Raw genomic sequence first — 23765 nt, forward strand, 5'->3', positions numbered from 1 at the left:
GCGTCATTTGTCCTCAGCGGTCGCCGTGGCCTCGCGCGCGGCGCGTCCGCGCGGGCCATGGAAGTAGTCGCGGATCCACGGGTGGTCGAGCCGCTCGATCTCGTCCAGCCGCGCCGCAGCGACGACCTTGCGGTCGGCGATCACGGCGACACGGTCGCAGATCGCATACAGCGTGTCGAGATCGTGGGTGATCAGGAACACCGTCAGCCCCAGCGCCTGCTGCAGGGTGCGGATCAGGCGGTCGAAGGCCGCGGCGCCGATGGGATCGAGGCCGGCGGTGGGTTCGTCGAGGAACAGCAGGGGCGGATCGAGGGCCAGCGCGCGGGCGAGTGCGGCGCGTTTGCGCATGCCGCCCGACAGCTGCGAAGGCAGCTTCTCCAGGGCGTCCGCGGGCAGGCCGGCCAGGCGCACCTTGAGCAGCGCGAGTTCGTAGCGCAGCGATTCGGGGAGGTCCGGATGGTGTTCCTTCAGCGGCACCTGCACGTTCTCTCCGACGGTCAGGGAGGAGAACAGGGCGCCGTCCTGGAACAGCACCCCGGTGCTGCGTTCGAGGTGCAGCCGGTCCTGCGGATCGTCCGAGCGGGGATCGACGCCCAGCACTTCGATCTCGCCGGCATCGGGCCGGCGCAGGCCGATCAGAGAACGCATCAGCACCGACTTGCCCGAGCCCGAGCCGCCGACCACGCCGATGATCTCGCCGCGCACCACGTCCAGGTCGAGCCCCTCGTGCACCGTCTGCGCGCCGAAACGGTTGACCAGGCCGCGCACGCGGATGATGGGCGACGCGTCCGCGTCGCCGTGATTGGTGATTGGCGATTCGTGATCGGAAACGGCGGCATCCTCCCCTGCCGCGGGGTGGCCTGCACGCGCCTGCTCTTTCGAATCGCCAATCACGAATCACCAGTCACGTCTTCACCAATCCATGTACATGAACCAGATCGCCGCCATCGCGTCGAACACGATCACCAGCGAGATCGTCTGCACCACGCTGGAGGTCGTGCGCTCGCCCACCGACTGCGCCGTGCCCTTCACCTGCAGGCCTTCCAGGCAGCCGATCAGGCCGATCACCAGCGCGAACAGCGGCGCCTTCGACATGCCGATCAGGAAATGGCGCAGCTCCATCTGTTCGTGCATGCGCGCCAGGTACGCCTGCGGCGGGATGTCGAGGCTGAACGCGCCGACCGACAGGCCGCCGAGCAGGCCGGAGAGCATCGCGATGAAGGTCAGCAGCGGCAGCATCACCAGCAGCGCGATCACGCGCGGAATCACCAGCAGCTCGACCGGATCGAGGCCGAGGGTGCGGATCGCGTCGATCTCCTCGCGGCTGACCATGGCGCCGATCTGCGCGGTGAAGGCGCTGGCGGTGCGGCCGGCCAGCAGGATCGCCGTCAGCAGCACGCCGAACTCGCGCAGGAACGCGATCGACACCAGCTCGACCACGAAGATCGTGGCGCCGAAGTCGGCCAGGATCTGCGCACCGAGGAACGCGATCACCGCGCCCACCAGGAACGACAGCAGCGCCACCAGGGGCACGGCGTCGAGCCCGACCTGCTCCATGTGGTGGATCGTGGGCGTGAGCCGGAAGCGGCGCGGGTCGAGGATCGTGCGACCTAGCTTGACCAGCGTTTCGCCGAGGAAGCTGACCAGCGCGACGACCTCGCGGGCGTTGTCCTGGACCGCGTGCCCCAGCCGCGCCAGCGCCGCGGCGAAACCGTACTCGCGCTTCGCCTTGGGGCGGTCGTCGTGCACGTCCTCGATCGCGGCCACCAGGGCGAGCTGGTCGTCGCGGAAGCGGAAGGTCGTGTAGTCGAGCTGCCTGCGTTCGGCATAGCGCAGCAACTGCAGCACGCCGACGGAATCGAGCCGGTCGACACCCGAGGCGTCGATCGCCCCGATCGAGTCCGGGAGCTCGCGCAACGCGCGTCCGATCTCCAACGCGTGGTCGAGCGTCCAGCGGCCGCCCAGGCGCAGCAGGGTCGCGTCCTGTGGATCCGGCTCGGCGGTCGGCGGCTGGCTGGCTGGCACGGTCATCGGGGGCGAGGATACAGGGATCGCCGTGTCGGCAGCAGGAAGCCGGCCGGGTCCGCTGATGCCCTCGTGGCCGCGCCATGCGATCCTTCGCGACGCCATGCCGACGATGCCCGCCAGCGCCACCTACGCCACGCGCATCGCGTTCATCGTCGAGCTCGCGGGGCACCTGCACCGCTACGGCACCACCTCGCAGCGCCTCGAGGGTGCGATCGTGTCGGTCGCTCGCCAGCTGGGACTCGACTGCGAGCCCTGGAGCAATCCCACCGGCCTGATCCTGAGCTTCAGCGATCCGCAGCGGCCGCCGGGCGAGAGCGACACCACGCGCGTGATTCGGCTGGCTCCCGGGGAAACCAACCTCTACAAGCTGTGCGAGGCGGACAGGATCGCGGAAGAGGTGATGGCGGGCCGACTCGGCATCGCCGAAGGCCATGCCGCACTGCGGGCCCTGGATCGCGACACGGGCTGGCGCGGCAACCTGCAGCAGGTGCTGGGGTTCGGGCTTGCCGCGGCGAGCATGGCGGGAATGCTGCGGTTGCCGTGGCTGGATATCGCCACGGCCGGCGTCATCGGCACGCTGGTGGGCCTGCTCGGCATCGCCAGCCGCGGCAGCCCGCAGATGAAGGAGGCCGACGACGCCATCGCCGGCATCGTCGCGGGTGGGCTGGCGGCTCTGGTGGCCACCTTCCTGGTGCCGTTGAACCTGAATACCGTGGTGATCGCCTCGATGATCGTGCTGATGCCGGGCATGGCGCTGACCAATGCCTTCAGCGAGCTCACCAGCCAGCACCTGGTTTCGGGGACCGCGCGCCTGTTCGGCGCACTGACCACGCTGCTGAAGCTGACGGTGGGCACGATGATCGCGCTGACCACGGTGCAGCTGCTGGGGCTGGAGCCGCAGGTGCGGGCCTGGCGACCGCAGCCGGTGTGGGTCGAGTGGGGCGCGGTGGTCACGGCCGCGTGGGCGTTCGCGGCGCTGTTCCGAGCCGGGCGCCGCGACTACCTGCTGGTGATGGCGGCGGCGATCGTGGGCTACTACATCTCGCGCATGGTGGGCCAATGGCTGGGCAGCCCGGTCGGCGTGTTCCTGTCGGCGCTGGTGGTCACCGTGGCCGGCAACGGCTACGCGCGCTGGATGCGCCGCCCGGGTGCCCTGATCCGCGTGCCGGGCATCATCATGCTGGTTCCCGGCAGCACCAGCCTGCGCAGCCTGCTGGTGGCGGTGCAGCAGCAGGACGTGGCGGCCGGGCAGGACGCGGCGATCACCGTGGCCAACGTGCTGCTGGCGCTGATCGCCGGCCTGCTGATCGGCAACCTGCTGCTGCCGGCGCGCCGCAACCTGTAGTGCGGGCCCCGTTCGTGGTCGGGCCTGGCGTTCGCCTCTCCCCCGCATGAAGAAACGCCGGCTGTTCCGCCGGCGTTTCCTCATCGCAGAAGCTTCCCCTTGAAAGGAGGAAGCAGCGGCTCACTTCTTGATCAGGAAGTCCTCGGGCTTGCGACCCTTCTTGACCAGGGCCGCCATCCAGCGCGGCTGCTTGCCGCGGCCGGTCCAGGTTTCGGTCGGAACGGCGGGGTTGCGGTACTTGGGAGGCACCTTGCCCAGCTTGCGCCCGGTCTTCGCGGCCTTCTTCGTGGTCTTCTTCGCGGCCGGCGCCTTCGCCGATGCACCCGCGCGCCCGCCGAACAGCTCTTGGACCGTATAACCCTCGGCGGTGGCGAAATCGACGATGCGCTTGCGGATCGCGGCGATCGGCTTGCGCTTCCTCAGGGCGGTCTTGCGGCGCTTGGCCTCGGAAATCAGGGCGTCGAGCTGCTTCGGTGAAAATGCGGTCAAATCGATTGCCATGCAAACAAACTCCGGAATCTGGAAGGGAATGTCCCGTCCCTGGCACCGGTGCATGATAGTGGAATACGCGTGAGGACGATAAAACGCACCCGCGGCAATGCGCGAGCTCGATTATCCTTCCGATTATCCCGGCGTCGCCGGTTTCATTCCCCGCGCAGGCGCGCCAGCAGCGAGGCGCGGTCGAGGTTCTCCGATGCGGCTGCGGTGCGCGCGCGATATTCGAACGTGCCCGAGGCCAGGCCGCGTTCGGACACGACGATCCGGTGCGGAATGCCGACCAGCTCGATGTCGGCGAACATCGGGCCGGGGCGCAGGCCGCGGTCGTCGAGCGCGACCTCGATCCCGGCCTCGCCCAGTTCGCGGTAGAGCGCCTCGGCCGCGGCGGCCACCTCGGCGTTGCCCTTGGGATTGATCACGCACACCACCGCCTGCCACGGTGCCATCGGTGCCGGCCAGACGATGCCGGCCTCGTCGTGGTTCTGTTCGATCGCCGCGGCGACGATGCGCGACACGCCGATGCCGTAGCAGCCCATCGCCGGATGCACGGCCCTGCCTTCGGCGTCGAGCACGGTGCAGCGCATCGCCTCGGAATACTTGCGGCCGAGCGCGAACACGTGGCCGACCTCGATGCCGCGGGCGATGCCCAGCGTGCCCGCGCCGTCGGGCGAAGGATCGCCGGCGACGACGTTGCGGATGTCGGCGGTCTCGTCCGGCTCGGGCAGGTCGCGGCCCCAGTTGACGCCGGTCAGGTGGAAGCCGTCCTCGTTGGCGCCGACGACGAAGTCGGCCATCGCCGCGACGCTGCGGTCGGCGACGACGCGGATCTTCCCGCGCGCGTTGTACGGTCCGAGGAAGCCCGGTTCGGCCCCCAGGTGCTCGCGGATCTCGCCCTCGTTCGCCAGCCGATGGTCGGCCAGGCCGGGCAACTTGGACAGCTTGATCTCGTTGAGGGCATGGTCGCCGCGCACCAGCGCCAGCACGAACTGCGCGCTGCCTTCGGCGTCCACCCCCATCAGCGCGACGGACTTCACCGTGCGCTGCAGCGGGATGCCGAGCAGGTCGGCGACGTCCTCGCAGGTCTTCTGGGTGGGGGTCTCGACCTTCTCCAGCGCCTGGCTGGCGGCGGGGCGCGGCTGCGTGCAGATCGCTTCGGCCAGTTCGACGTTCGCGGCGTAGCCGGACTCCTGCGCGAAGGCCAGGGCGTCCTCGCCCGAATCGGCCAGCACGTGGAATTCGTGGGATGCGCTGCCGCCGATCGCGCCGGTGTCGGCGAACACCGCGCGGAAGCGCAGCCCGAGCCGGGTGAAGACCCGCGCGTACGCGTCGTACATGTTGCGGTACTCGCGCTGCAGGTCCTCGTCGGTGACGTGGAACGAGTACGCGTCCTTCATGATGAATTCGCGCGCGCGCATCACCCCGAAACGCGGCCGGATCTCGTCGCGGAACTTGCTGGTGATCTGGTAGAAGTTCACCGGCAGCTGCTTGTAGCTGGCGATCTCCTGGCGGAAGAAATCGGTCACCGCCTCCTCGGCGGTGGGGGTGAAACAGTAGTCCTGGTCCCGGCGGTCGCGGATCTTGAGCAACTGGGGGCCGAACTTCCGCCAGCGGCCGCTTTCCTCCCACAACTCGCGCGGCTGCACCGAGGGCATCGCCATCTCGATCGCGCCGGCGCGGTCCATCTCCTCGCGCACGATCGATTCGACCTTGCGCAGCACCCGCAGCCCCAGCGGCGACCAGGTGTACAGGCCCGCGGCGAGCTTGCGGACCATGCCGGCCTTGAGCATCAGCCTGTGGCTGGCGATCTCGGCGTCGGCAGGCGTTTCCTTCTCTGTGTGGAGGTGGAACTGCGACAGGCGCATCGGCGGGCTCGGGGCGGAGGGAGGCGCATTTTGCCACGCGCGCCCGCCGGATCCCGTCTCGCGTTCAGCGCGCGGCTTCGATCGCCGGGTTGGGGTCGATGGTGTTGCGGCGCTCGAGCGCGGCCACGTCCACCATCGTGTAGGCGCGGTCCTTCGGCGGGATATCGGTGATCTGCACGATGCCGGCGTCGTCGCGCCATCGGTACAGGGCGGGTCCCGTGGGCGCCGTGCGCGCCTCGCCCGGCGGTGTGTCGGGAACGGGGTCGCCGGCGTCGGTCGCCAGGGAGGGCCGCTCCTCGCGCGTGAGCCACCATGCCAGCGCACCGGCACCGAGGGCACCCGCGACGACGGCCCAGGCCAGCCTCACGACGGGCCTAGGCAGCCGGCGTGGTGCAGTAGGCCTTCACCGCCGCGTTCGCCAGTTCGAGCTGGCTGGCGCGCTCGGCATCGTTCAGGGCGCGCCCCGGCTGCCCGTCTTCCCCCGCTTCGTGTACCGGCCGGTTGCCGGCCAGGGCCGCCACGTTGGCGCGCGCGGCCGCGCACTGGGGGTTGTCGGCAGGGGCTTCGGTCTGCGCCGCCTGCAGCGCCGTGCCCGCACCGGCGCTGGTGATCTGGCGCTGCTGGTAGCTGCCCTTGGGCGGCGGCGTCTGCGAGTAGTGGGTCACGCCGTTGGCGTCCTTCCACTGGTAGACCTCGGCGGCGTACGCGGTGGACGCGGCAAGCAGTCCGGCGGCAAGCGCCAGCAAGGGGAGGCGGGGCATCGCGAGAGTCCTGCAGGAGCGTGGTCGTGGCGCGATTGCAGCATCGCCGTGTCGCCGACGCAAGCGCGGCGCGGCGGAAACGTGAACTGCCGGCACGGTCCGCGCCCCGCGCGGCTCCCGGGCGCCTGTCCGTGTGGGACCAACCGGGGCCGCTCCGGCGGCGCTACACTGCGCCGATGGAGCCCCAGAACCCAGTGCCGCCGCGCGGCCGCGGCATCTACCTGCTGCCCAACCTGTTCACTACCGGCGGCCTGTTCGCGGGCTTCTTCGCCATCATCGCCGCGTCCCAGGGGCGCTATGGCGCGGCCTGCATCGCGATCTTCGTGGCCGGCGTCCTCGACGGCATCGACGGCCGGGTCGCGCGGCTGACCAATACCCAGAGCGAGTTCGGCGTGCAGTACGACTCGCTGGCCGACCTGGTCAGCTTCGGCATGGCGCCGGCGCTGGTGATGTACCACTGGGCGCTGATGTCGATGAAGCTCGATGGGGTGACCCTGGGCAAGGTCGGCTGGCTGGCCGCCTTCCTTTACGCCGCCTGCGCCGCGTTGCGGCTGGCGCGGTTCAACAGCCAGGTGGGGCTGGTCGACAAGCGCTGGTTCGTCGGCCTCGCCAGTCCCGCCGCCGCGGGACTGATGGCGAGCTTCGTCTGGACCTGCCACGAACTCGGCTTCGTCGGCGAAGAACTGCGTTACGTGGCGCTGGCGGTGACGGTGGTGGCGGGCCTGCTGATGGTCAGTCGCCTGCGCTACAACAGTTTCAAGGGCAGCGGCAGCGGGCCGAAGGCCGAACGCGTGCCGTTCGTCGCGCTGCCGATCGCCGTGGGCGCGCTGATCGCGCTGTGGGTCGATCCACCGAAGACGCTGCTGGCGGTTGCGGCGGTGTATGCGTTGTCCGGACCGGTGCTGTGGTTCTGGCGCCGGCACGACGCCGGCCGAGTGGAATCGGCATGAGGCTGGACCCGCTGCAGCGCGAGATCCTCGCGGAGATGGGTTACACCGTGTATGCCCTGCAGGGAGAGGAGGCCGCGGGGGCGGAAACCGTTCCGGCCGCCGCGATGCCGCCGCCATCGGCGAACGCGACCGCTGCGCAAGGGAGCGACCGCGATCCGCTGCTGCGGGCGCTGCTGCGCGCGGCCGGCCGGGACGCGCGCGATGCCGAGGCGCTGGCGCTGTGCCGCAGCCTGGTGCCGCCGGACGGACTGCGCGATGCGCGTTCCCGCCGTGCGCTGTGGCCGCGGCTGCGTGGATTGCGCGCCCGAACCGCACGGTGAGCGCGGTGGCCGCCGACGCCGGTCGCGCGCGGGCCTCGATGCGGCCGATGCGCGAGGACGATCTCGACGAGATCATGCGGATCGAACTGCGCGCGTATCCATTCCCGTGGACGATCGGCATCTTCCGCGACTGCCTGCGCGCCGGCTATCCGGCCTGGGTGCTGCAGGCCGATGCGCGCCTGATCGGCTACGGCGTGCTGAGCGTCGCCGCGGACGAGGCGCACGTGCTGAACGTGTGCGTCGACCCGGCCGATCAGGGGCAGGGGCACGGCCGGCGGCTGTTGCGCGGTCTGGAGCGGGTCGCGCGCGGCCTGCGCGTGCAGCGCGTGTTCCTGGAGGTGCGACCGTCCAATCCGACCGCGATCGCGCTGTACCACGACGAGGGTTTCAACGAGATCGGACGCCGTCCGCGCTATTACCCCGCGCACGAAGGGCGCGAGGACGCGATCGTGATGGCGAAGGAACTGCTGTCCGACGCGCCGACGCGAATGCCGTCGTAGGAGGGGACCGGTCGCCGCCTGACGATCCGGGCACCTTCGCCGCGGGAGCCAGTCAACCGGTGCACGACGCCGCGGCACGGTCGACGCCAGGTGAGGGCCGGGCCCTTCTCGACGCCGGCCTGCCGCGTGCAGCGGGGGCCGGCGGCTCAGAACTCCGGATCGCGCCACGCGATCTCGCCGTCGATCACCGTCAACAGGCTGCGGGTTCCGGGCAGCGCCTGCGCGGGCAGTTCCGGGTCCAGCACGTCCTGCGACAGCACCGCGAAGTCGGCGAGGTAACCCGCGACCAGCTTGCCCTTCTCGTGTTCGGTGGACTCGGCATACGCGCTGCCGCGGGTGTAGGCGCGCAAGGCCTGTTCGCGGGTCAGCGCCTGATCGGGGCGCGTCGACGGCGTGGTGGCGAACATCAGGTTGAGCCACGGGTTCGGTGGGCCATCGCTGCCCAGCGCCAGCGGCAGGCCGGCATCGAGCAGGCCCGAGAGCGGCGAGAACCCGCGTGCGCGCACGAGCGCGCTGAACGGGTGCGCTTCGGGCACGGCGAAATGGGACGGATTCTGCACCACCACGATGCCGAAGCTCGCCGCTCGCGCCAGCAGGTCCGGGGTCAGTCCATCCCCATGTTCGAACCGCAACCGGTGTTCGCGCCACTGCGCCGGCGGCGCGATGGCTTCCATCGCGTCCATGATCGCGATCGCGGCGACGTCGCCGCCCACGTGCAGCAACACCTGGTCCCCGCGCGCCAGGATCTCGCGCAGCAGCGCTTCGATCTGCGCCTGGTCGAAGTTCAGGCGGCCGTTGCCGCCCGTGTCGGGATAGGGCGCGCGCAGAGGTGCGGCCTGATCCACCGGCGTGCCGTCGATGATCCACTTGGTGCCCGACACGGTGATCCGTGGTGCATCGGCAGGATGTTTCACCAGGGTATCGGTGACGACAGGTTCGTCGTGCGAGGCGGGTGTCGGGAATCGGATGAGCCGCAGCCTCGAGCGGGCGCCCGCGTCGATCCAGAGGCCGACAAAGCGTTCCGGCGGCATCCACGGCATCACCTGCAGCGTCGTCGTGCCCCACTTCAGGGTGGCCTGCGAATAGCGCTGGATCGACTGCAGTTCCTCGGCGTCCGGGTGGGGCGGCAGTTGCGCGAGGATGCGCCAATGGGCGTACTCGTAGACGCGTCCATCGAATGCGCCGTCCGCCCCCTTTCCGTACCAGCCGCCCGGGACCGCGATGGCGGGGTCGAGGCCGAGTTCGCGCTGTGCGACGCTGTTGAGCAGCAACCCATGGCCGGTGAACATCTGCAACTGGACCGGACGTGTCGGATGCAGCGCGTCGAGCCTGGCTTGATGCCAGCCCGGATCGGTCCAGATGGCACCACCGATGTCGCCCGTGATCCAGCCCTCGCCATCGGCCGGTTGCGCCTGCAGTGCGGCCACGAGCTGGTCGCTGGTGGATTCGGGGAACGGCAGGTCGAGTTGCGTCGAGGGCGGACTGGTGCCGAGGTGGACATGGGCATCGTTGATGCCGGGTACCACGCGGCGTCCGCCGAGGTCGATCCGGACGGCGGTTTCGGACACGGTGGCCGCCACCACGGCATCGTCCCCGACCGCCACGATGCGACCATCGCGCACGGCTATCGCACTGGCCTGGGGTTGCCGCTCGTCGCCGGTCCAGAGGCGGCCGTTGACCAGCAGAATTTCGGCCGCATGCATGGGCGGGGCGAGCAGCAGGCATCCAAGCAGCAGGGCGAGGCGCATGGCGGTTCTCCGGGGAATGTGCTCCGGAGAACGGGAAAACCGCGCGACGTCTGACAGACGGCAGGCGCGGGTCAGCCCAGCCGCGCGCGCTGGGCCGTCAGGGCCTCGTGCTGGGCCGTCCAGTCGGCGAGGCGCTGCCGCTCCTGCGCGATCACGGCCGGCGGCACCTTGTCGCTGAATTTCGCGAGCTTGGCCGTGCTCTTGTCCTTCTCCCCGCAGATGCGCGCGATCTCCCTGTCCAGCCGTGCGCGCTCGGCGTCCAGGTCCACCAGGCCTTCGAGCGGCACGAACAGCTTCAGCTCGCCGAGCAGGCCGGCAGCGGCGGGGGGTGGCTCGCCGAGGACCGGTTCGATCACCGCGAGCCGGTTGAGGAAGCGCAACTGCGAATCGAAACGCTGCAGCCGGGCATGGTCGTCGCGTTGGCCGCCTTGGACCAGCAGCGACACCTGCTTCGACGGCGACACGCCGAGCTCGCTGCGGATGCGGCGCAGCGCGGTGACCATCTGCCTGAGCCATTCGACGTCGGCCTCGGCCTGGGCGAAATCGTGGCCGGCGAGGTCGGAACTCCTGGGGTAGCGTTGCAGCGAGATGGTTCCGCCCTCGATCCCCAGGCGCGGCGCGACCTGGCGCCACAACTCCTCGGTGACGAACGGAATCAGCGGATGCAGCAGGCGCAGCAGCGCTTCGAGCACGTGGAGCAACGTGCGGCGGGTACTGTCGGCGGCCGCGGCATCGCCGCCCTGGAGCGCGGGCCCTTCGGCGTTGCTCAGGGCAGGCTTGGCAAGCTCGACGAACCAGTCGCAGTACTCGTTCCAGGCGAACTCGTACAGCGATTGCGCGAGCAGGTCGAAGCGGTACGTGGCGAAGTGCGTTTCGGCTTCCGCTGCGGTCTTCGCGAGGCGCGAGAGGATCCACTTCTCGGCGTCGGTGGCCGGCGCGTGCTGTCCCGTCTCCCCGCTCCGGAATCCCGAATCCCGGTCTTGCGTATTCATCAGCACGAAGCGCGTGGCGTTCCACAGCTTGTTGCAGAAGTTCTTGTAGCCCTCGGCGCGGCCGAGGTCGAACTTGATGTCGCGGCCCGGGCCGGCGAGCGCGGCCATGGTGAAGCGCAGCGGGTCGGCGCCGTGGGCCGCGATGCCGTCGGGAAACTCCTTGCGTGTGGCCTTCTCGATCTTCGGCGCGTCGGTCGGCTTCATCAGTCCGGTGGTGCGCTTGGCCACCAGCGCGTCGGCGCTGATGCCGTCGATGATGTCCAGCGGGTCGAGGATGTTGCCCTTCGACTTGGACATCTTCTGGCCGTCCCTGTCGCGGACCAGGCCGGTGATGTAGACGTCGTCGAAGGCGACCTTGCCGGTCAGCGCGTCGGTCATCATCACCATGCGCGCGACCCAGAAGAAGATGATGTCGAAGCCGGTGACCAGCACGCTGGTCGGCAGGAAGTCGTCGAAGCCGCGTTCGCGCATCGCGTCGGCATCGGGCCAGCCGAGCGTACTGAACGGCCACAGGGCCGAGGAGAACCAGGTCTCCAGCACGTCCTCGTCCTGGCGCAGCGCGACCTCGCTGCCGATCCCGCCGCGGGCGCGCGCGTCGGCCTCGTCGCGGCCGACGTAGGCATTGCCGGCGTCGTCGAACCAGGCCGGGATGCGGTGGCCCCACCAGAGCTGGCGGCTGATGGTCCAGTCCTGGATGTTCTCCATCCAGTGGCGGTAGGTGCTGATCCAGTTGGGCGGCACGAACTTCACCGCGCCGCTCTCCACCAGCTCCATGCCGCGCCGGCCCATCGTGTCCATGCGCACGAACCACTGGTCGGTCAGATAGGGTTCGATCACCGAGCCGGAGCGGTCGCCGAAGGGCTGCATGATCGGCTTGGACTCGACCAGCGGCTCGCCGTCGGCGCCGGTCACGGCCAGCCCCTCGGCGGTGATCGCGGCCACCACGCGCGCGCGCGCCTCGTAGCGGTCCAGGCCGCGCAGCTCGTCGGGCACCAGGTTCACCGCGCCGACGTCGTCCGGCGCGCGTTCGCCTCGTGCGATCTCGCCCGCGATGCACGCGCTCTCCTCGTAGGACAGGCCGTCGGTGCGCATGCGCGCGTTGCCGTCCATTAGTGCATACAGCGGAATGCCGTTGCGCGCGGCGACCGCGTAGTCGTTGAAATCATGCGCGCCGGTGATCTTGACCGCGCCCGAGCCGAAGTCGGGATCCGGGTAGTCGTCGGTGATGATCGGCACCAGGCGTCGGTGTTGCTTCGGGCCCACCGGGATCTCGCACAGTTTGCCGACGATGGGCGCGTAGCGCGCGTCGTCCGGATGCACCGCGACCGCGCCGTCGCCGAGCATCGTTTCCGGACGGGTCGTGGCGATGGCGATGTAGTCGCGCGTCTCGCGCAGGACGACGTTGCCGTCGGCGTCGCGTTCGACGTACTCGTAGGTCTCGCCGCCCGCGAGCGGGTACTTGAAATGCCACATGTGGCCGGGCACCTCGCGGTTCTCGACCTCGAGGTCGGAAATCGCGGTGTTCAGCACCGGATCCCAGTTCACCAGCCGCTTGCCGCGGTAGATCAGGCCCTGTTCGTGCAGGCGCACGAAGGCCTCGACCACCGCTTTCGACGGCATCGGATCCATCGTGAACACGCTGCGCGTCCAGTCGCCTGACGTGCCGAGTCGGCGCATCTGCCGCTCGATCGTGTCGCCCGAGCGCTGCTTCCATTCCCACACCTTGCCGATGAAGCCCTCGCGCCCGAGCGAGTCGCGGGTCTCGCCCCTGCCTTCCAGCGCCAGGTTGCGGCCGACCACCATCTCGGTGGCGATGCCGGCGTGGTCGGTCCCCATCTGCCACAGCGTGCGGTGGCCGAGCATGCGGTGGTAACGGATCAGCGCGTCCTGCAGTGTGTGCTGGAACGCATGGCCCATGTGCAGGGTGCCGGTGACGTTCGGCGGCGGCAGCAGGATGGTGTAGGCCGGGCCGTCGCCGCGTGGTGCGAACACGTCGGCCGCTTCCCACTCCGCGTAGAGGCGGGATTCGAAGGTGGCCGGGTCGTAGGAAGGGGCGAGGGTTTGGATGGTCATGGAGTCCGGGGTGTCATTCCGAACGCAGTGAGGAATCTGCTCGTCGACGGAACGTGCGCTTTCGTGGAGCAGGTTCCTCGCTGCGCTCGGAATGACAGAAGTTGTGGGGTGACAAAAAATCGTGGGTCACATGTCGTGCTTGTTGACCTCGAGTCCGCGCGCCTTGTAGTGCTTCCAGCGCTCGCGCAGCGGGCCGCGCGCCGACTCGTCGGCCGGCACCACTTCCAGCACGCGCTCGAAGCCGTCGGATACGGGTGCGTCGCGCAGGTTGATCACCAGCGCGCGCATCGGCGCATCGGTTTGCGGCTCGGCGATCAGCACCGGCGTCAGTTCGTCCTCTTCGTCGCGGCCTGCGATCTGATGCGGAATGTAGGCATCGTCGCCCATGTCCCACAGCAGGTCGTCCAGTTGTTCCGCCTGCGCGGTGTCGCGCGCCAGCACCAGGGTCCACTGGTTCGCCTCGTAGGCCTTGCGTACGAGCTCGCATGCCAGCCGCAGCGGCTCGGCGCGGAAGCGTGGCTTGGCGATGAGGTAGAAGTCGGCGCGCATTCGGCGGGGATTCGTGGATTGGTGATTCGTGATTCGAAAGGGCGGGTCGTTGGCTGGTGGAAAACTGCTTCAATGCCGTTAGCATTTTCCAATCACCAATCCGCCAATCACGAACCCCGGGCTAGTCAACGGCCGCCGCGCGATCCATCAGCCACTGGCTCAGCAGTCCCACCGGCCGGCCGGTCGCCATGCCCATCTTGCCGTCGGTGCTGGCGCTGCCTGCGACGTCGAGGTGCGCCCAGCGCTGGCCTTCGGCGAAGCGCGCCAGGAAGCAGCCGGCGGTGATCGCGCCCGCCCAGCGGCCGCCGATGTTGTAGACGTCCGCGAAGTTGGATTCGAGCAGGGTCTGGTACTCGTCCCACAGCGGCAGGCGCCAGGCGCGGTCGAACACGTCCTCGCCGGCGGCGAGCAATTCGCCGGCAAGATCGTCGTGCTTGCTCATCAGGCCCGAGGCGTAGCGGCCGAGCGCGACCATGCAGGCGCCGGTGAGCGTGGCCACGTCGACCAGCGCCTGCGGCTGGAAACGTTCGGCGTAGGTGAGGGCGTCGCACAGGATCAGGCGGCCCTCGGCGTCGGTGTTGCCGACTTCGATGGTCTTGCCGGCCATGCTGGTGATCACGTCGGAAGGGCGATAGGCATTGCCGTCGATCGCGTTCTCCACCGCCGGCACGATCGCCACCAGGTTGATCGGAAGCTGCAGGCCCACCGCGGAGACGAAGGTGCCGAGCACGGCGGCGGCGCCGCACATGTCGTACTTCATCTCCTCGATGCCGCCCTGGGTCTTGAGGTTGACGCCGCCGGTATCGAAGGTGATGCCCTTGCCCACCAGGACGAAGGGTTTGGCCTCGCCGCCGTTGTTCCACTTCAGTACGACCAGGCGCGGCCGGTTGGCCGATCCGCGCGCCACCGCCAGCAGCGCCCCCATGCCCAGTTGCTCCATCTGCGCCTCGTCGAGGATCTCGGCCTCGGCCTTGTCGAAGCGCGCAGCGAACGCCTGCGCCTGCTCCGCGACATAGGCTGGATTGCAGACGTTCGGTGGCAGGTTGCCGAGTTCGCGCGCGAACTCGACCCCCGCCGCGATCGCCTTGCCCTGCGCCAGCGCCTGCTCGTCGGTGCCCTGGATCGACAGCACCGACAGCCCGGACTCGCTGCGCTTCTTGTTCTTGGCGCCCAGCGTGGCGAGATAGCGATAGGCGGCATGGTCGGCGGCGACCACCGCCTGACGGATGTTCCAGGCGGCGTCGCGGCCGTCCAGTGCGAGCTCGGAGAGCGTGAACAGCGCCTGCTTCACCGGGCCTGTCTTCAGCGCGCGTACCGTGTCGGCCACCGCCTTGAGATACTGCGGTACGCCGAACTTGCCCTTGTCCCCGAGCCCGATCACGAGCACCCGCGGCGCGCCGATGCCGGGCACGTCGTGCACGAGGAGGCTGCGGCCGGTAGCGCCGGAAATGTCGCCGCGGCTCGCCAGCGCGGCGAGCCGGCCTTCGCCGTCGAGCGCCAGCGCGGCGGGCGACAGGGAGCCATCGGAGAAAGCGCCTACCACGATGCAGTCGGTGGCGGCGTCGGCCGGCGCGGTCCGGTTCAGGGTGAATTCGAGGGTCATCAATCAGATTCCGGGTTGACTTACGTACAATCGGCGCCCGGACAGCGGCCTCATGCCCCGGGCCACTTCGTTCGCGGCCCGCTGCGGGGCCCGGACGCAACGCCCTAGTCTAATCCAAGCCCCCGCCCGATGCCGAAGCTCGACAGCTACCTGTTCCGCGAATTCGCACAGACCACGTTCGCCGCGCTGGTGGTGTTGATGATCGTGAGCCTGGGCGCGGTGTTCGCCGATGTCCTGGGCGACATCGTGCGCGGGCGGGTGCCGGCCGGGATGATGCTGGCCCAGCTCGGGCTGCAGGTGCTCAACTACCTGCCGCTGATCCTGCCGCTGGGGCTGATGCTCGGCCTGCTGCTGAGCGTGGGGCGGCTGTACCGCGACAGCGAGATGCCGGTGCTGACCTCGATCGGCGTCGGTCCGCGCCGGTTGCTGCGCCCGCTGATGCTGCTGGTGGTGCCGTTCGTGTTGATGATCGGCGCCTGCTCGCTGTGGCTGGGTCCCTGGGCGCGGCAGTACTCGCAGCGGATGATCGAGGTCGGCCAGCGCAGCCTGCTGGTCGCGGGGCTCGAGGCCGGCCGCTTCGTGGAGCTGCCCGGCGGTGGCGGCGTGGTGTACGCGAACTCGATGTCGAACGACGGCACGCGCCTTGGCCGCGTGTTCATCTACCGGCAGGAAGAAGGCCGGATGGACGTCACCTCGGCGCGCACCGGTACGCTCAACGTCGAGGGCACGAGCCGCTACCTGACGCTCGACGAGGGCTTCCGCGTCGAAGGCCCGATGGACGGCGGCAAGGATTTCCGGCTGATGCGCTATGCCGCGAACGAAGTGCGCCTGCCCGACGCGGAGTCCCGCGACATCGGCGACGATCCCGAACTGATGCCGACGCCCGCGCTGCTCGGCGACGGGCGTGCGGAGGCCCGCGCGCAGCTGCATTTCCGCATGGCGCCGCCGCTGCTCGCGCTGGCGTTCGCGCTGCTGGCGGTGCCGCTCGCGCGCAGCCCGCCGCGGCAGGCGCGCTGGGGCCGGATCATCCTCGGCCTGCTTGCGTACGTCTTCGGCATCAACCTGATGCTGCTCGGCACCAACGCGCTGGCTTCGGGCCGGCTGCCGACCGCGCTGGGCCTGTGGTGGCTGGTGCTGCCGCTGCTGCTGCTGGGCCTGTGGATGTACTTCGGAGACGGCCGCATGAAGCGTTCGCGGCTGGTCGCTGGCGCGAAAGGGCCGGCGCGATGAAGCCATTCCCCAAGGTGCACGACCTGCTGGTCGCGCGCGTGGTCATCGGCACCGTCCTGCTGACCTGGGCGGTGCTCACCGGGCTCGACCTGGTGCTGGCGATGGTGGACGAGCTGCGCAGCGTCGGCCAGGGCAATTACGGCTTCTTCGGCGCGGTGACGTACGTGGCGCATACCGTGCCGCGGCGCGCGTACATGATGTTCCCGACCGCGGCGGTCATCGGCTCGCTGATGGGACTGGGACAGTTGGCGGCCAGTTCCGAGCTGACGGCGCTGCGTGCCGTGGGCGTCTCGCGCAGGCGGCTGAGCGTGTCGGTGGCGCTGCCGCTTCTGCTGCTGACCGGCCTGATGATGCTCAACGCCGAAACGCTCGGGCCGTGGGCGCAGCGCAGCGCCGACATGATGAAGTCGGCGGCCCGCTCCAGCGACATGATCGTGGCCCAGTATTCGGGCCTGTGGGCGCGCGAGGGCGACACCTTCCTCAACGCGCAGGCCGGCCACGAGCGGGGCGACGAGAACGATCGCTGGCTCGAACTCAACGACGTGCGCCTGTTCGAGTTCGACCAGGATGGCCGGCTGGCATCGGTGGCGCACGCACGCATCGCAGAGCACCGCAGCACCGGCTGGCTCCTGCGCGACGTCAAGCGCACCTATTTCGAGGAACGCGCGGTGGCGCAGGCGGACGTCTCGGAAGAGCACTGGGAGTCCAGCCTGGATGCCGCGGCGCTGGCCGCGAACGCCAGCAACATCTGGCGCCCGCGCTACATGTCCTCGGCCGAGCTCAAGCAGGGCATCGAGTACCGCGAGCGCAACCAGCTCGATGCCAGCGAGTTCGAGGAGTACTACTGGGGCCACTGGTTCTATCCGCTCAACGTGCTGGCGCTGTGCCTGGCGGCGATTCCGTTCGCTTTCGGCAGCCTGCGCAGCGGCGGCCTCGGCCGGCGCCTGTTCATCGGCGTGGTATTCGCGCTCGGCTTCTGGCTGCTGCAGACCCAGGTGGTGAAGCTGGCGGCGGTGTACGGGTTCGACTACCGCCTCGCCTACCTGGTACCGCCGCTGATGATGCTGGCGGTGTCGTGGTTCCTCTTCCGAAGACGGAGTGGGTGAGTAGATGACGCTCGCGAGGCACTGCCTCGCGCCATCTACGAACGCCCGGCGCGCTGCGCCGGGCCGGATGAGCCAAGTCCGCTCGCGAGGCACTGCCTCGCGCCATCTACGAACGCCCGGCGCGCTGCGCCGGGCCGGATGAGCCAAGCCCGCTCGCGAGGCACTGCCTCGCGCTGTTCGCGAACGCCGGGCGAGCGTCCTCCTCGCGCAGCACCCTCGCCCAGGCTTTCCGGACGGCGACACGCGGCGCCGCCCTCAGCCGCTCACCACCTGTACCCGATCTTCCCGTACACGAACGCGCCGTTGAAACCGAACGGCGACTGCGTGCTGTAGGGCAGGTACGCGCGTCCCCCGGCGCCGGCCACGCTCTGGTCGGGGTAGGCGTCGAGCACGTTGTCGCCGCCGATGGTGAAGGTCCAGGCGTCGAGCCGGTAGTTGAACGCGAGGTCGAGCGTCCACTCCGCGCCGTAGGTCTGGTCGCCGCTGCCATCGGCCGCGGTGCCGAAATTGGTGAACTCGCCCCAGCGCGTGGTGGTGGCGTCGATCGAGAAGTCGCCGAGCGTCCAGATGCCGTTGACGAAGAGCCGGTCGCGCGGCGTGCCCTCGGTGATGCGGCCCTGTTCCACCCGACCGATGCGGTTGAGGACCACGCCATATTCCTCCGCGACCGCTTCGAGCGCCGGCGGGTTGGGCGCGATCCGGGAGATCGTGGTCTTGTTGCGGTTGTAGCCGGCGGTGGCGGCGAGGTTGCTGGTGTCGAATGCCCAGCGGTAGCTGCCGACGATGTCGATGCCGCGGGTGCGGGTATCGAGCGCGTTGGTGAAATAGCGCCCGCCCTGCACGCCGAAGATGCCGTGCTCGGTGGCGAGGTAGTCGCCGACCGGCCCGGTCAGGTTCTCCGACAGGTAGACCCGGTCGTCGATGTCGATGCGGTAGGCGTCGACGGTGACGTACAGGTTCTCGATCGGCTGCATCACCAGGCCGAGGCCGAGGTTGGTCGACTCCTCCGGTCGCAGCGGCTCGGCGCCCAGCGCGATCGCCGCCGGGTTGGTCACCCGGAAGGTGACGATGTCGAAGGGCACGCCGTCGATGAAGTTGGTCGCGGTCGACTGGAAGTACTGCTGCTGCAGCGACGGCGCGCGGAAGCCGGTCGAGGCGGTGGCGCGCAGGGCGACCGCGTCGGTGAAGGCGTAGCGCGCCGACAGCTTGCCAGTCGAGGTGCTGCCGAAGTCGCTGTAGTCCTCGCCGCGCGCCGCCAGCCCGAGCGAGAGCCTGTCGGTGACGTCGGCTTCCAGGTCGAGGTAGATCGAGTAGCTCTCGCGGTTGAAGTAGCCGGCATCCACCGGCTTGAAGCCGGCGAACACCTGCGCGCCGCCGGCGGCACGGATCATGCGGCCGGTGAACTCGCCGTTGCCGTCGCGCTCGGGGATCATCAGCCCGGTGTCGGCGTAGGATCCGGGTTCGCCGGGAGAGAGGTTGAACTTCTCGCCCCGCCACTCGGCGCCGAATGCGACGTTCAGCGGATAGGCAAGCCAGCCCACGTCGAAGGCCTTGTTGATGTCGAGGTTCAGCACGTTCTGCGTGGTCTCGAGCGCGCCGGCATAGAACTGCGTGGGCGATGCGTCGCCGAGGCTGCGGTTGTGCGTGTTCTCGATGTCGAAGGTGAGGTGGTTGAGGCCGTGGTTGAAGCTCAGGTCGATGTTCCAGTCGCTGGCGGTGAACCCGCGCATGCCGGCGACGAAGGCGCGGTCCTCGCTGACGTTGTGGATCTGCGGCAGGAAGCCGTCGGGATAGATCGCGATGTTGTTGCGGTTGTCGCCGCGCCAGCGGAAGTAGCCGTTGGACAGGACGTCGCGCTCGCTGTAGCTGCCGAAGGAGTAGAACGTGATGCCCTCGGCCGGGCTGTACTCGGCGTTGTAGGAAAACGCGCCGGCGTCGACCTCGGGATCGCCGTAGCGCTGCTCGACCACGCCGTTGTAGGGCTTGGCGCGGTTGGTGTTGTCCTGGTGACCGCCCTGCGCGGCCAGGTGCAGGAAGCCGCCCTCGCCGAGCGCGATGCCGGTATCGGCGCCGAGGTTCCACTGCTCGCCGTCGCCGGCGCTCATCTTGCCGTAGCTGCCGAGCACGCTGCCGCCGCGGGCGCTGCCCTTGAGCACGACGTTGATCACGCCGGCGATCGCGTCGGAGCCGTACTGCGCGGCGGCGCCGTCGCGCAGCACCTCGACCCGGTCGATCGCCGAGACCGGGATCGCGTTGAGGTCGACCGGCGACGAGCCGCGTCCCTGGCTGCCGTTGAGGTTGATCAGCGCGGTGGCATGGCGGCGCTTGCCGTTGACCAGGACCAGCACCTGGTCCGGGGCGAGTCCGCGCAACTGCGCCGGGCGCACCGCATCGGTGCCGTCGGTGATCGCCGGTCGCGGGAAATTGAGCGAAGGCACGGCCCGCGAAAGTGCGGTGGCCAGTTCGGTGGTGCCGGTCGCCTGCAGCGCTTCCGGGGTGATGATGTCGATCGGGGACTGCGACTCGGCGACGGTGCGGTCGGCGGTCCGGGTACCGGTGACGATCAGGGTATCGAGGGTGCGGGCGCGTTCTTCGGGCGCCTGCTGGGCGAACACGGGGCTGGTGGCGCCGGCGGCGGCCAACAGCGCCAGAAACAGGGGGGTGCGGGGCATCGACGCGCTCCTTCGGGGGAAAGGGATGGGTCGCGATCGGGTTTAACACATCTGTAACAACAGGGTCAAAGGCCGGAAGTGCATTTCGCGCTGCCGTGCCGGCATAAGTGCTGCGAGGCATGGGTCGCTGCCGGCTCCGGTAGAATCCGCGCCCCATGATCGCCTTCCGCAATTTCGCCCTGCGCCGGGGCGAGCGCCTGCTGCTGTCCGACGTCGACCTGGCCCTGCACGCGGGCTGGCGGGTGGGCGTGGTCGGTCGCAACGGCACCGGCAAGTCGAGCCTGTTCGCAGCGATCCGCGGCGAGGTGGAGGCCGACAGGGGCGACATCGACGTGCCCAACCGGGTGCGCATCGCCAGCGTGGCCCAGGAAACGCCGTCGTTGCCCGATCCGGCGATCGACTTTGTGCTCGGCGGCGACGCCGCGATCGCGGCGGTGATCCGCGCCGAAGCCGAGGCGAACGCGCGCGAGGACTGGGAGGCGGTCGCGGAGGCCCACCAGAAACTCGCCGAACTGGGTGGCTACGACACCGAAGCACGCGCCGGCCGGCTGCTGCACGGTCTCGGATTTCCGGCGGACACCCATCACCGCGCCGTGGGCGAGTTCTCCGGCGGCTGGCGCGTGCGCCTGAACCTGGCGCGCGCGCTGATGATGCCCAGCGACCTGCTGCTGCTCGACGAGCCCACCAACCACCTCGACCTCGACGCGGTGCTGTGGCTGGAGCAGTGGCTGCTCAAGTACCCGGGCACCCTGCTGCTGATCAGCCACGACCGCGAGTTCCTCGACGGCGTGTCGACGCATACCCTGCACCTCAACGACGGCAGGGCGAAACTGTACGTGGGCGACTACACCGCGTTCGAGCGCCAGCGCGCCGAGCATCTGCGCCAGCAGCAGATCGCACACGAGAAGGAGCAGGCCGAGCGCGCGCACCTGCAGAAGTTCATCGACCGCTTCAAGGCCAAGGCCAGCAAGGCGCGGCAGGCGCAGAGCCGGATGAAGCGCCTGGCGAAGCTTGCGGGCACCGAGGCGGTACGCGCCGAGCGCGAGTTCCGGATCGAATTCCCGCAGCCCTTGAAGCTGCCGCATGCGTTGCTGCGGATCAATCATGGCCAGTGCGGCTATGCCGCGAGAGGCAGTGATTCGTCATCGGTGATTGATGATTCGGAAAAGCGGGAGACGTCGGCTGTTTCGAATCACCAATCACGAATCACCAATCACGCCGACGTCGTCGTTCTCGACGACGTCGGCTTCGGCCTGGAGGCGGGCGACCGCATCGGCCTGCTCGGCCCCAACGGCGCGGGCAAGTCGACCCTGGTCAAGTCGCTGGTCGGCGAGTTGCCGCTGCTTGGGGGCGAGCGCTACGCGCATCCGGACCTGCGCATCGGATACTTCGCCCAGCACACGGTGGAATCGCTGGTTGCGGGCACCTCGCCGATCGACCACCTGCGCACGCTGTCGCCGAACAGCCCGACCCAGGCGTTCCGCGATTTCCTGGGCAAGTGGTACTTTCCGGGCGAGCGCGCGTTCGAAAGCATCGACGGCTTCTCCGGCGGCGAGCGCGCGCGCCTTGCGCTGGCGCTGATCGCGTGGAAGCAGCCGAACGTGCTGCTGCTCGACGAGCCGACCAATCACCTCGACCTGGACATGCGCGAGGCGCTGGCCGAGGCGCTGAGCGATTTCGACGGCGCGATCGTGCTGGTCTCGCACGACCGCCACCTCATCGGCCTGGTCAGCGATACCTTCTGGCGCGTGTCCGAGGGCGTGGTCCGGCCGTTCGACGGGGACCTCGACGAGTACGCCGCCTGGCTGCGCGCGCGTCCCGCGGGCGAGCAGGCGCGGGCGCAGGCGGCGAAGGCCGAACCCGTGCCGGAGCCGCCCGCGCCTGCCAGGCCGCAGCCGAAGGTCAACCCGCACAAGCTCGGCAGGGCCGAAGCGCGCGTGGCCGACCTGGAGCGCGCGCTGGCCGAGATCGAGTCGGCGCTGGCCGATCCGGGCACCTACGTCGACGGCGAGAAGGTCGTCGACCTCGGGCAACGCCAGGCGCGGCTGCGCGCGCAGCTCGAAGCCGCGGAAGCCGAGTTGCTGGCGCTGTACGGCTGAGCCTGCGCGCCCGTCGCGGCGCGCCGCCAATGTCGTGGCGTGCGACCGGCACGGGCTTCGCGCCGGGCGCGACGTGCACGGACCGGCATCGGGCGCGCAACGCGGTCCGGACCGGTCGCGGCGGCGTGGCCATGCCGCGCAGCGTGTCCGCGCTCGTGCTTGCGACCGATCGCCGGCGCGGTTACGGTGCAGTCCATGAACACGACACTGCGCAACCTGTCGCTCGCCGCGCTCGCGCTGGCGCTCTCCGCCTGCATCGGCATCGACGATACCGACGACCAGGGCGACAATGCCGCCGCGCAGGCCGATGCCGCGGCCGAAGACTTCGAGCCCGCCGCCGCCCCGGCCGACGCCTTCATGGCCGCGCTCGCGACGCACTGCGGTCAGGCGTACGAGGGCCGCATCGTCGCCAACGAGCCGAAATCGCCCGAACCCGATGCATTCGAAGGCCAGCGCCTGGTGATGCACGTGCGCGGCTGCGACGATCCTGCGGAGGAGTTGCGCGTACCCTTCCACGTCGGCGACGACCACTCCCGCACCTGGGTCCTCACCCGGACCGGGTCCGGCCTGCGTCTGAAGCACGACCATCGCCACGAGGACGGCAGCGACGACGCGGTCACGATGTACGGCGGCGACACCGCCAGCGCCGGCACCGCCGTGCGCCAGGAATTCCCGGTCGACGCCGAATCGATCGCGATGTTCGAGAAGGAGGGCCTCAGCGCCTCGGTGACCAACACCTGGGCGATGGAGGTCGAGCCGGGCCGGCGCTTCCTGTACGAGCTCACGCGCCCGGGTGGACGCGAGTTCAAGGTCGAGTTCGACCTCGCCGTGCCGGTCGACCTGCCGCCGCCGCCCTGGGGCAACGCGCCGCAGGAGTAGGTTGCCCGAAGGCGGTCCCGGCGCGAGCCGCCCGGTCGCGGAAAGCGGCAGGGCCTTGACCGCGCGCCGGGGGCGACCGTCCGACGCGCCGCCTGGCGTCGCTTGATTTCCGTGGTTCCAGCCCCACACTGCGCGCCAGTTCAGGACTTCCACACCTCGCCATGCCCATCTACGCCTTCCGCTGCGAGCAATGCGGCCATGCCTTCGACCGCCTGCAGAAGCTGTCCGATCCGGATCCGGACACCTGTCCGGTCTGCGGCGAGGTCGCAATCCGGCGCGCGCTCACCGCACCGGCATTCCGGCTGGCTGGCGGCGGCTGGTACGAGACCGACTTCAAGAAGGACGGGGACCGCAAGCGCAACCTTGCCGAAGGCGGCGAGGGTGCGTCCAAGCCCGATGCGGGCGCGGCGTCCGAGCCGGCCAAGCCCAGCGACAAGCCGGTCGACAAGCCCGCAGCCAAGCCGACGGAAAAAGCGCCGGTCGCGAAAGCGCCCGACGCCTGAACCCGCCGCCCGCCAGGGCGTGCCGAACGGGCCGCGGCAGCCGCCGC

General features: G+C 69.6%; 20 protein-coding genes. 9 read left to right on the plus strand and 11 right to left on the minus strand.

Annotation, left to right across the window (positions count from 1 at the left end; genetic code table 11):
- Nucleotides 1-3 precede the first annotated feature (3 nt).
- Complete coding sequence (locus JMO03_RS14310) at nt 4-810, minus strand: ABC transporter ATP-binding protein (protein ID WP_337926427.1); 807 nt, start codon at nt 808-810, stop codon at nt 4-6.
- Between the two features lie 102 nt (nt 811-912).
- Nucleotides 913-2031, minus strand: coding sequence for an ABC transporter permease (locus tag JMO03_RS14315; protein WP_238346177.1), 1119 nt, complete (start codon nt 2029-2031; stop codon nt 913-915).
- 97 nt (nt 2032-2128) lie between these two features.
- Here JMO03_RS14315 and JMO03_RS14320 point away from each other — a divergent pair, with 97 nt between their 5' ends.
- A complete protein-coding gene (locus tag JMO03_RS14320) occupies nt 2129-3373 on the plus strand; it encodes a threonine/serine exporter family protein (protein WP_202844393.1) in 1245 nt (414 codons plus the stop codon).
- Between the two features lie 120 nt (nt 3374-3493).
- Here the strand turns inward: JMO03_RS14320 and JMO03_RS14325 are convergent, their stop codons facing one another.
- From JMO03_RS14325 to JMO03_RS14340, 4 genes are all read right to left on the minus strand, one after another.
- A complete protein-coding gene (locus tag JMO03_RS14325; protein ID WP_238346178.1) occupies nt 3494-3928 on the minus strand; it encodes an H-NS histone family protein in 435 nt (144 codons plus the stop codon).
- An 89-nt stretch (nt 3929-4017) separates the two neighbouring features.
- A complete protein-coding gene (locus JMO03_RS14330; protein ID WP_202844395.1) occupies nt 4018-5733 on the minus strand; it encodes a proline--tRNA ligase in 1716 nt (571 codons plus the stop codon).
- A 64-nt stretch (nt 5734-5797) separates the two neighbouring features.
- The gene (locus tag JMO03_RS14335; RefSeq protein ID WP_202844397.1) at nt 5798-6100 is read right to left on the minus strand and encodes a DUF4124 domain-containing protein; all 303 of its coding nucleotides are present in this window, start codon (nt 6098-6100) and stop codon (nt 5798-5800) included.
- A 7-nt stretch (nt 6101-6107) separates the two neighbouring features.
- Entirely contained in the window at nt 6108-6494 is a 387-nt protein-coding gene (locus tag JMO03_RS14340) for a DUF4124 domain-containing protein (RefSeq protein WP_238346179.1), read from the minus strand.
- Nucleotides 6495-6670: 176 nt separating this feature from the next.
- On the opposite strand from JMO03_RS14340, the gene pssA reads away from it, so the two are divergent.
- Genes pssA through rimI form a run of 3 tightly spaced genes read left to right on the plus strand, consistent with a single transcriptional unit; the run spans nt 6671 to nt 8264 of the window.
- Nucleotides 6671-7444 (plus strand): CDP-diacylglycerol--serine O-phosphatidyltransferase, encoded by a 774-nt coding sequence (pssA, locus tag JMO03_RS14345; protein WP_202844399.1) that lies wholly within the window; start codon nt 6671-6673, stop codon nt 7442-7444.
- Nucleotides 7441-7764: a hypothetical protein gene (locus JMO03_RS14350; RefSeq protein WP_202844401.1), complete on the plus strand. Its 324-nt coding sequence runs from the start codon at nt 7441-7443 to the stop codon at nt 7762-7764. The genes pssA and JMO03_RS14350 overlap by 4 nt, the downstream gene beginning before the upstream one ends.
- 38 nt (nt 7765-7802) lie before the next feature.
- Complete coding sequence (gene rimI, locus JMO03_RS14355) at nt 7803-8264, plus strand: ribosomal protein S18-alanine N-acetyltransferase (protein ID WP_202844536.1); 462 nt, start codon at nt 7803-7805, stop codon at nt 8262-8264.
- A gap of 146 nt (nt 8265-8410) precedes the next feature.
- Here the strand turns inward: rimI and JMO03_RS14360 are convergent, their stop codons facing one another.
- From JMO03_RS14360 to JMO03_RS14375, 4 genes are all read right to left on the minus strand, one after another.
- Nucleotides 8411-10012, minus strand: a complete 1602-nt coding sequence (locus JMO03_RS14360) for an amidohydrolase (RefSeq protein WP_202844403.1) — start codon at nt 10010-10012, stop codon at nt 8411-8413.
- 71 nt (nt 10013-10083) lie between these two features.
- Nucleotides 10084-13071, minus strand: coding sequence for a valine--tRNA ligase (locus JMO03_RS14365; RefSeq protein ID WP_202844537.1), 2988 nt, complete (start codon nt 13069-13071; stop codon nt 10084-10086).
- 132 nt (nt 13072-13203) lie between these two features.
- Nucleotides 13204-13626 carry a DNA polymerase III subunit chi gene (locus tag JMO03_RS14370; protein ID WP_202844404.1) on the minus strand — a complete coding sequence of 141 codons (423 nt, stop codon included), beginning with the start codon at nt 13624-13626 and terminating at the stop codon, nt 13204-13206.
- A gap of 121 nt (nt 13627-13747) precedes the next feature.
- The gene (locus tag JMO03_RS14375) at nt 13748-15229 is read right to left on the minus strand and encodes a leucyl aminopeptidase (RefSeq protein WP_202844405.1); all 1482 of its coding nucleotides are present in this window, start codon (nt 15227-15229) and stop codon (nt 13748-13750) included.
- A gap of 129 nt (nt 15230-15358) precedes the next feature.
- Here JMO03_RS14375 and lptF point away from each other — a divergent pair, with 129 nt between their 5' ends.
- Together lptF and lptG are read left to right on the plus strand one after the other, a co-directional pair.
- Nucleotides 15359-16459 (plus strand): LPS export ABC transporter permease LptF, encoded by a 1101-nt coding sequence (lptF, locus tag JMO03_RS14380; protein WP_202844406.1) that lies wholly within the window; start codon nt 15359-15361, stop codon nt 16457-16459.
- Nucleotides 16456-17565, plus strand: coding sequence for an LPS export ABC transporter permease LptG (gene lptG / locus JMO03_RS14385; protein WP_202844407.1), 1110 nt, complete (start codon nt 16456-16458; stop codon nt 17563-17565). The genes lptF and lptG overlap by 4 nt, the downstream gene beginning before the upstream one ends.
- A 263-nt stretch (nt 17566-17828) precedes the next feature.
- On the opposite strand, the gene JMO03_RS14390 is transcribed toward lptG, so the two are convergent.
- Nucleotides 17829-20237: a TonB-dependent receptor plug domain-containing protein gene (locus JMO03_RS14390; RefSeq protein ID WP_202844408.1), complete on the minus strand. Its 2409-nt coding sequence runs from the start codon at nt 20235-20237 to the stop codon at nt 17829-17831.
- Nucleotides 20238-20392: 155 nt separating this feature from the next.
- Here JMO03_RS14390 and JMO03_RS14395 point away from each other — a divergent pair, with 155 nt between their 5' ends.
- The 3 genes from JMO03_RS14395 to JMO03_RS14405 all read left to right on the plus strand — a co-directional run bounded on the left by JMO03_RS14395 (nt 20393) and on the right by JMO03_RS14405 (nt 23718).
- On the plus strand, nt 20393-22336 hold the full coding sequence (locus JMO03_RS14395; RefSeq protein ID WP_202844409.1) for an ABC-F family ATP-binding cassette domain-containing protein: 1944 nt from the start codon (nt 20393-20395) through the stop codon (nt 22334-22336).
- 195 nt (nt 22337-22531) lie between these two features.
- Nucleotides 22532-23215, plus strand: coding sequence for a hypothetical protein (locus JMO03_RS14400; RefSeq protein ID WP_238346181.1), 684 nt, complete (start codon nt 22532-22534; stop codon nt 23213-23215).
- Between the two features lie 161 nt (nt 23216-23376).
- A complete protein-coding gene (locus JMO03_RS14405; protein WP_202844410.1) occupies nt 23377-23718 on the plus strand; it encodes an FmdB family zinc ribbon protein in 342 nt (113 codons plus the stop codon).
- Nucleotides 23719-23765 lie beyond the last annotated feature (47 nt).

This window comes from Luteimonas saliphila (assembly GCF_016774335.1).
Lineage (GTDB): Bacteria > Pseudomonadota > Gammaproteobacteria > Xanthomonadales > Xanthomonadaceae > Luteimonas > Luteimonas saliphila.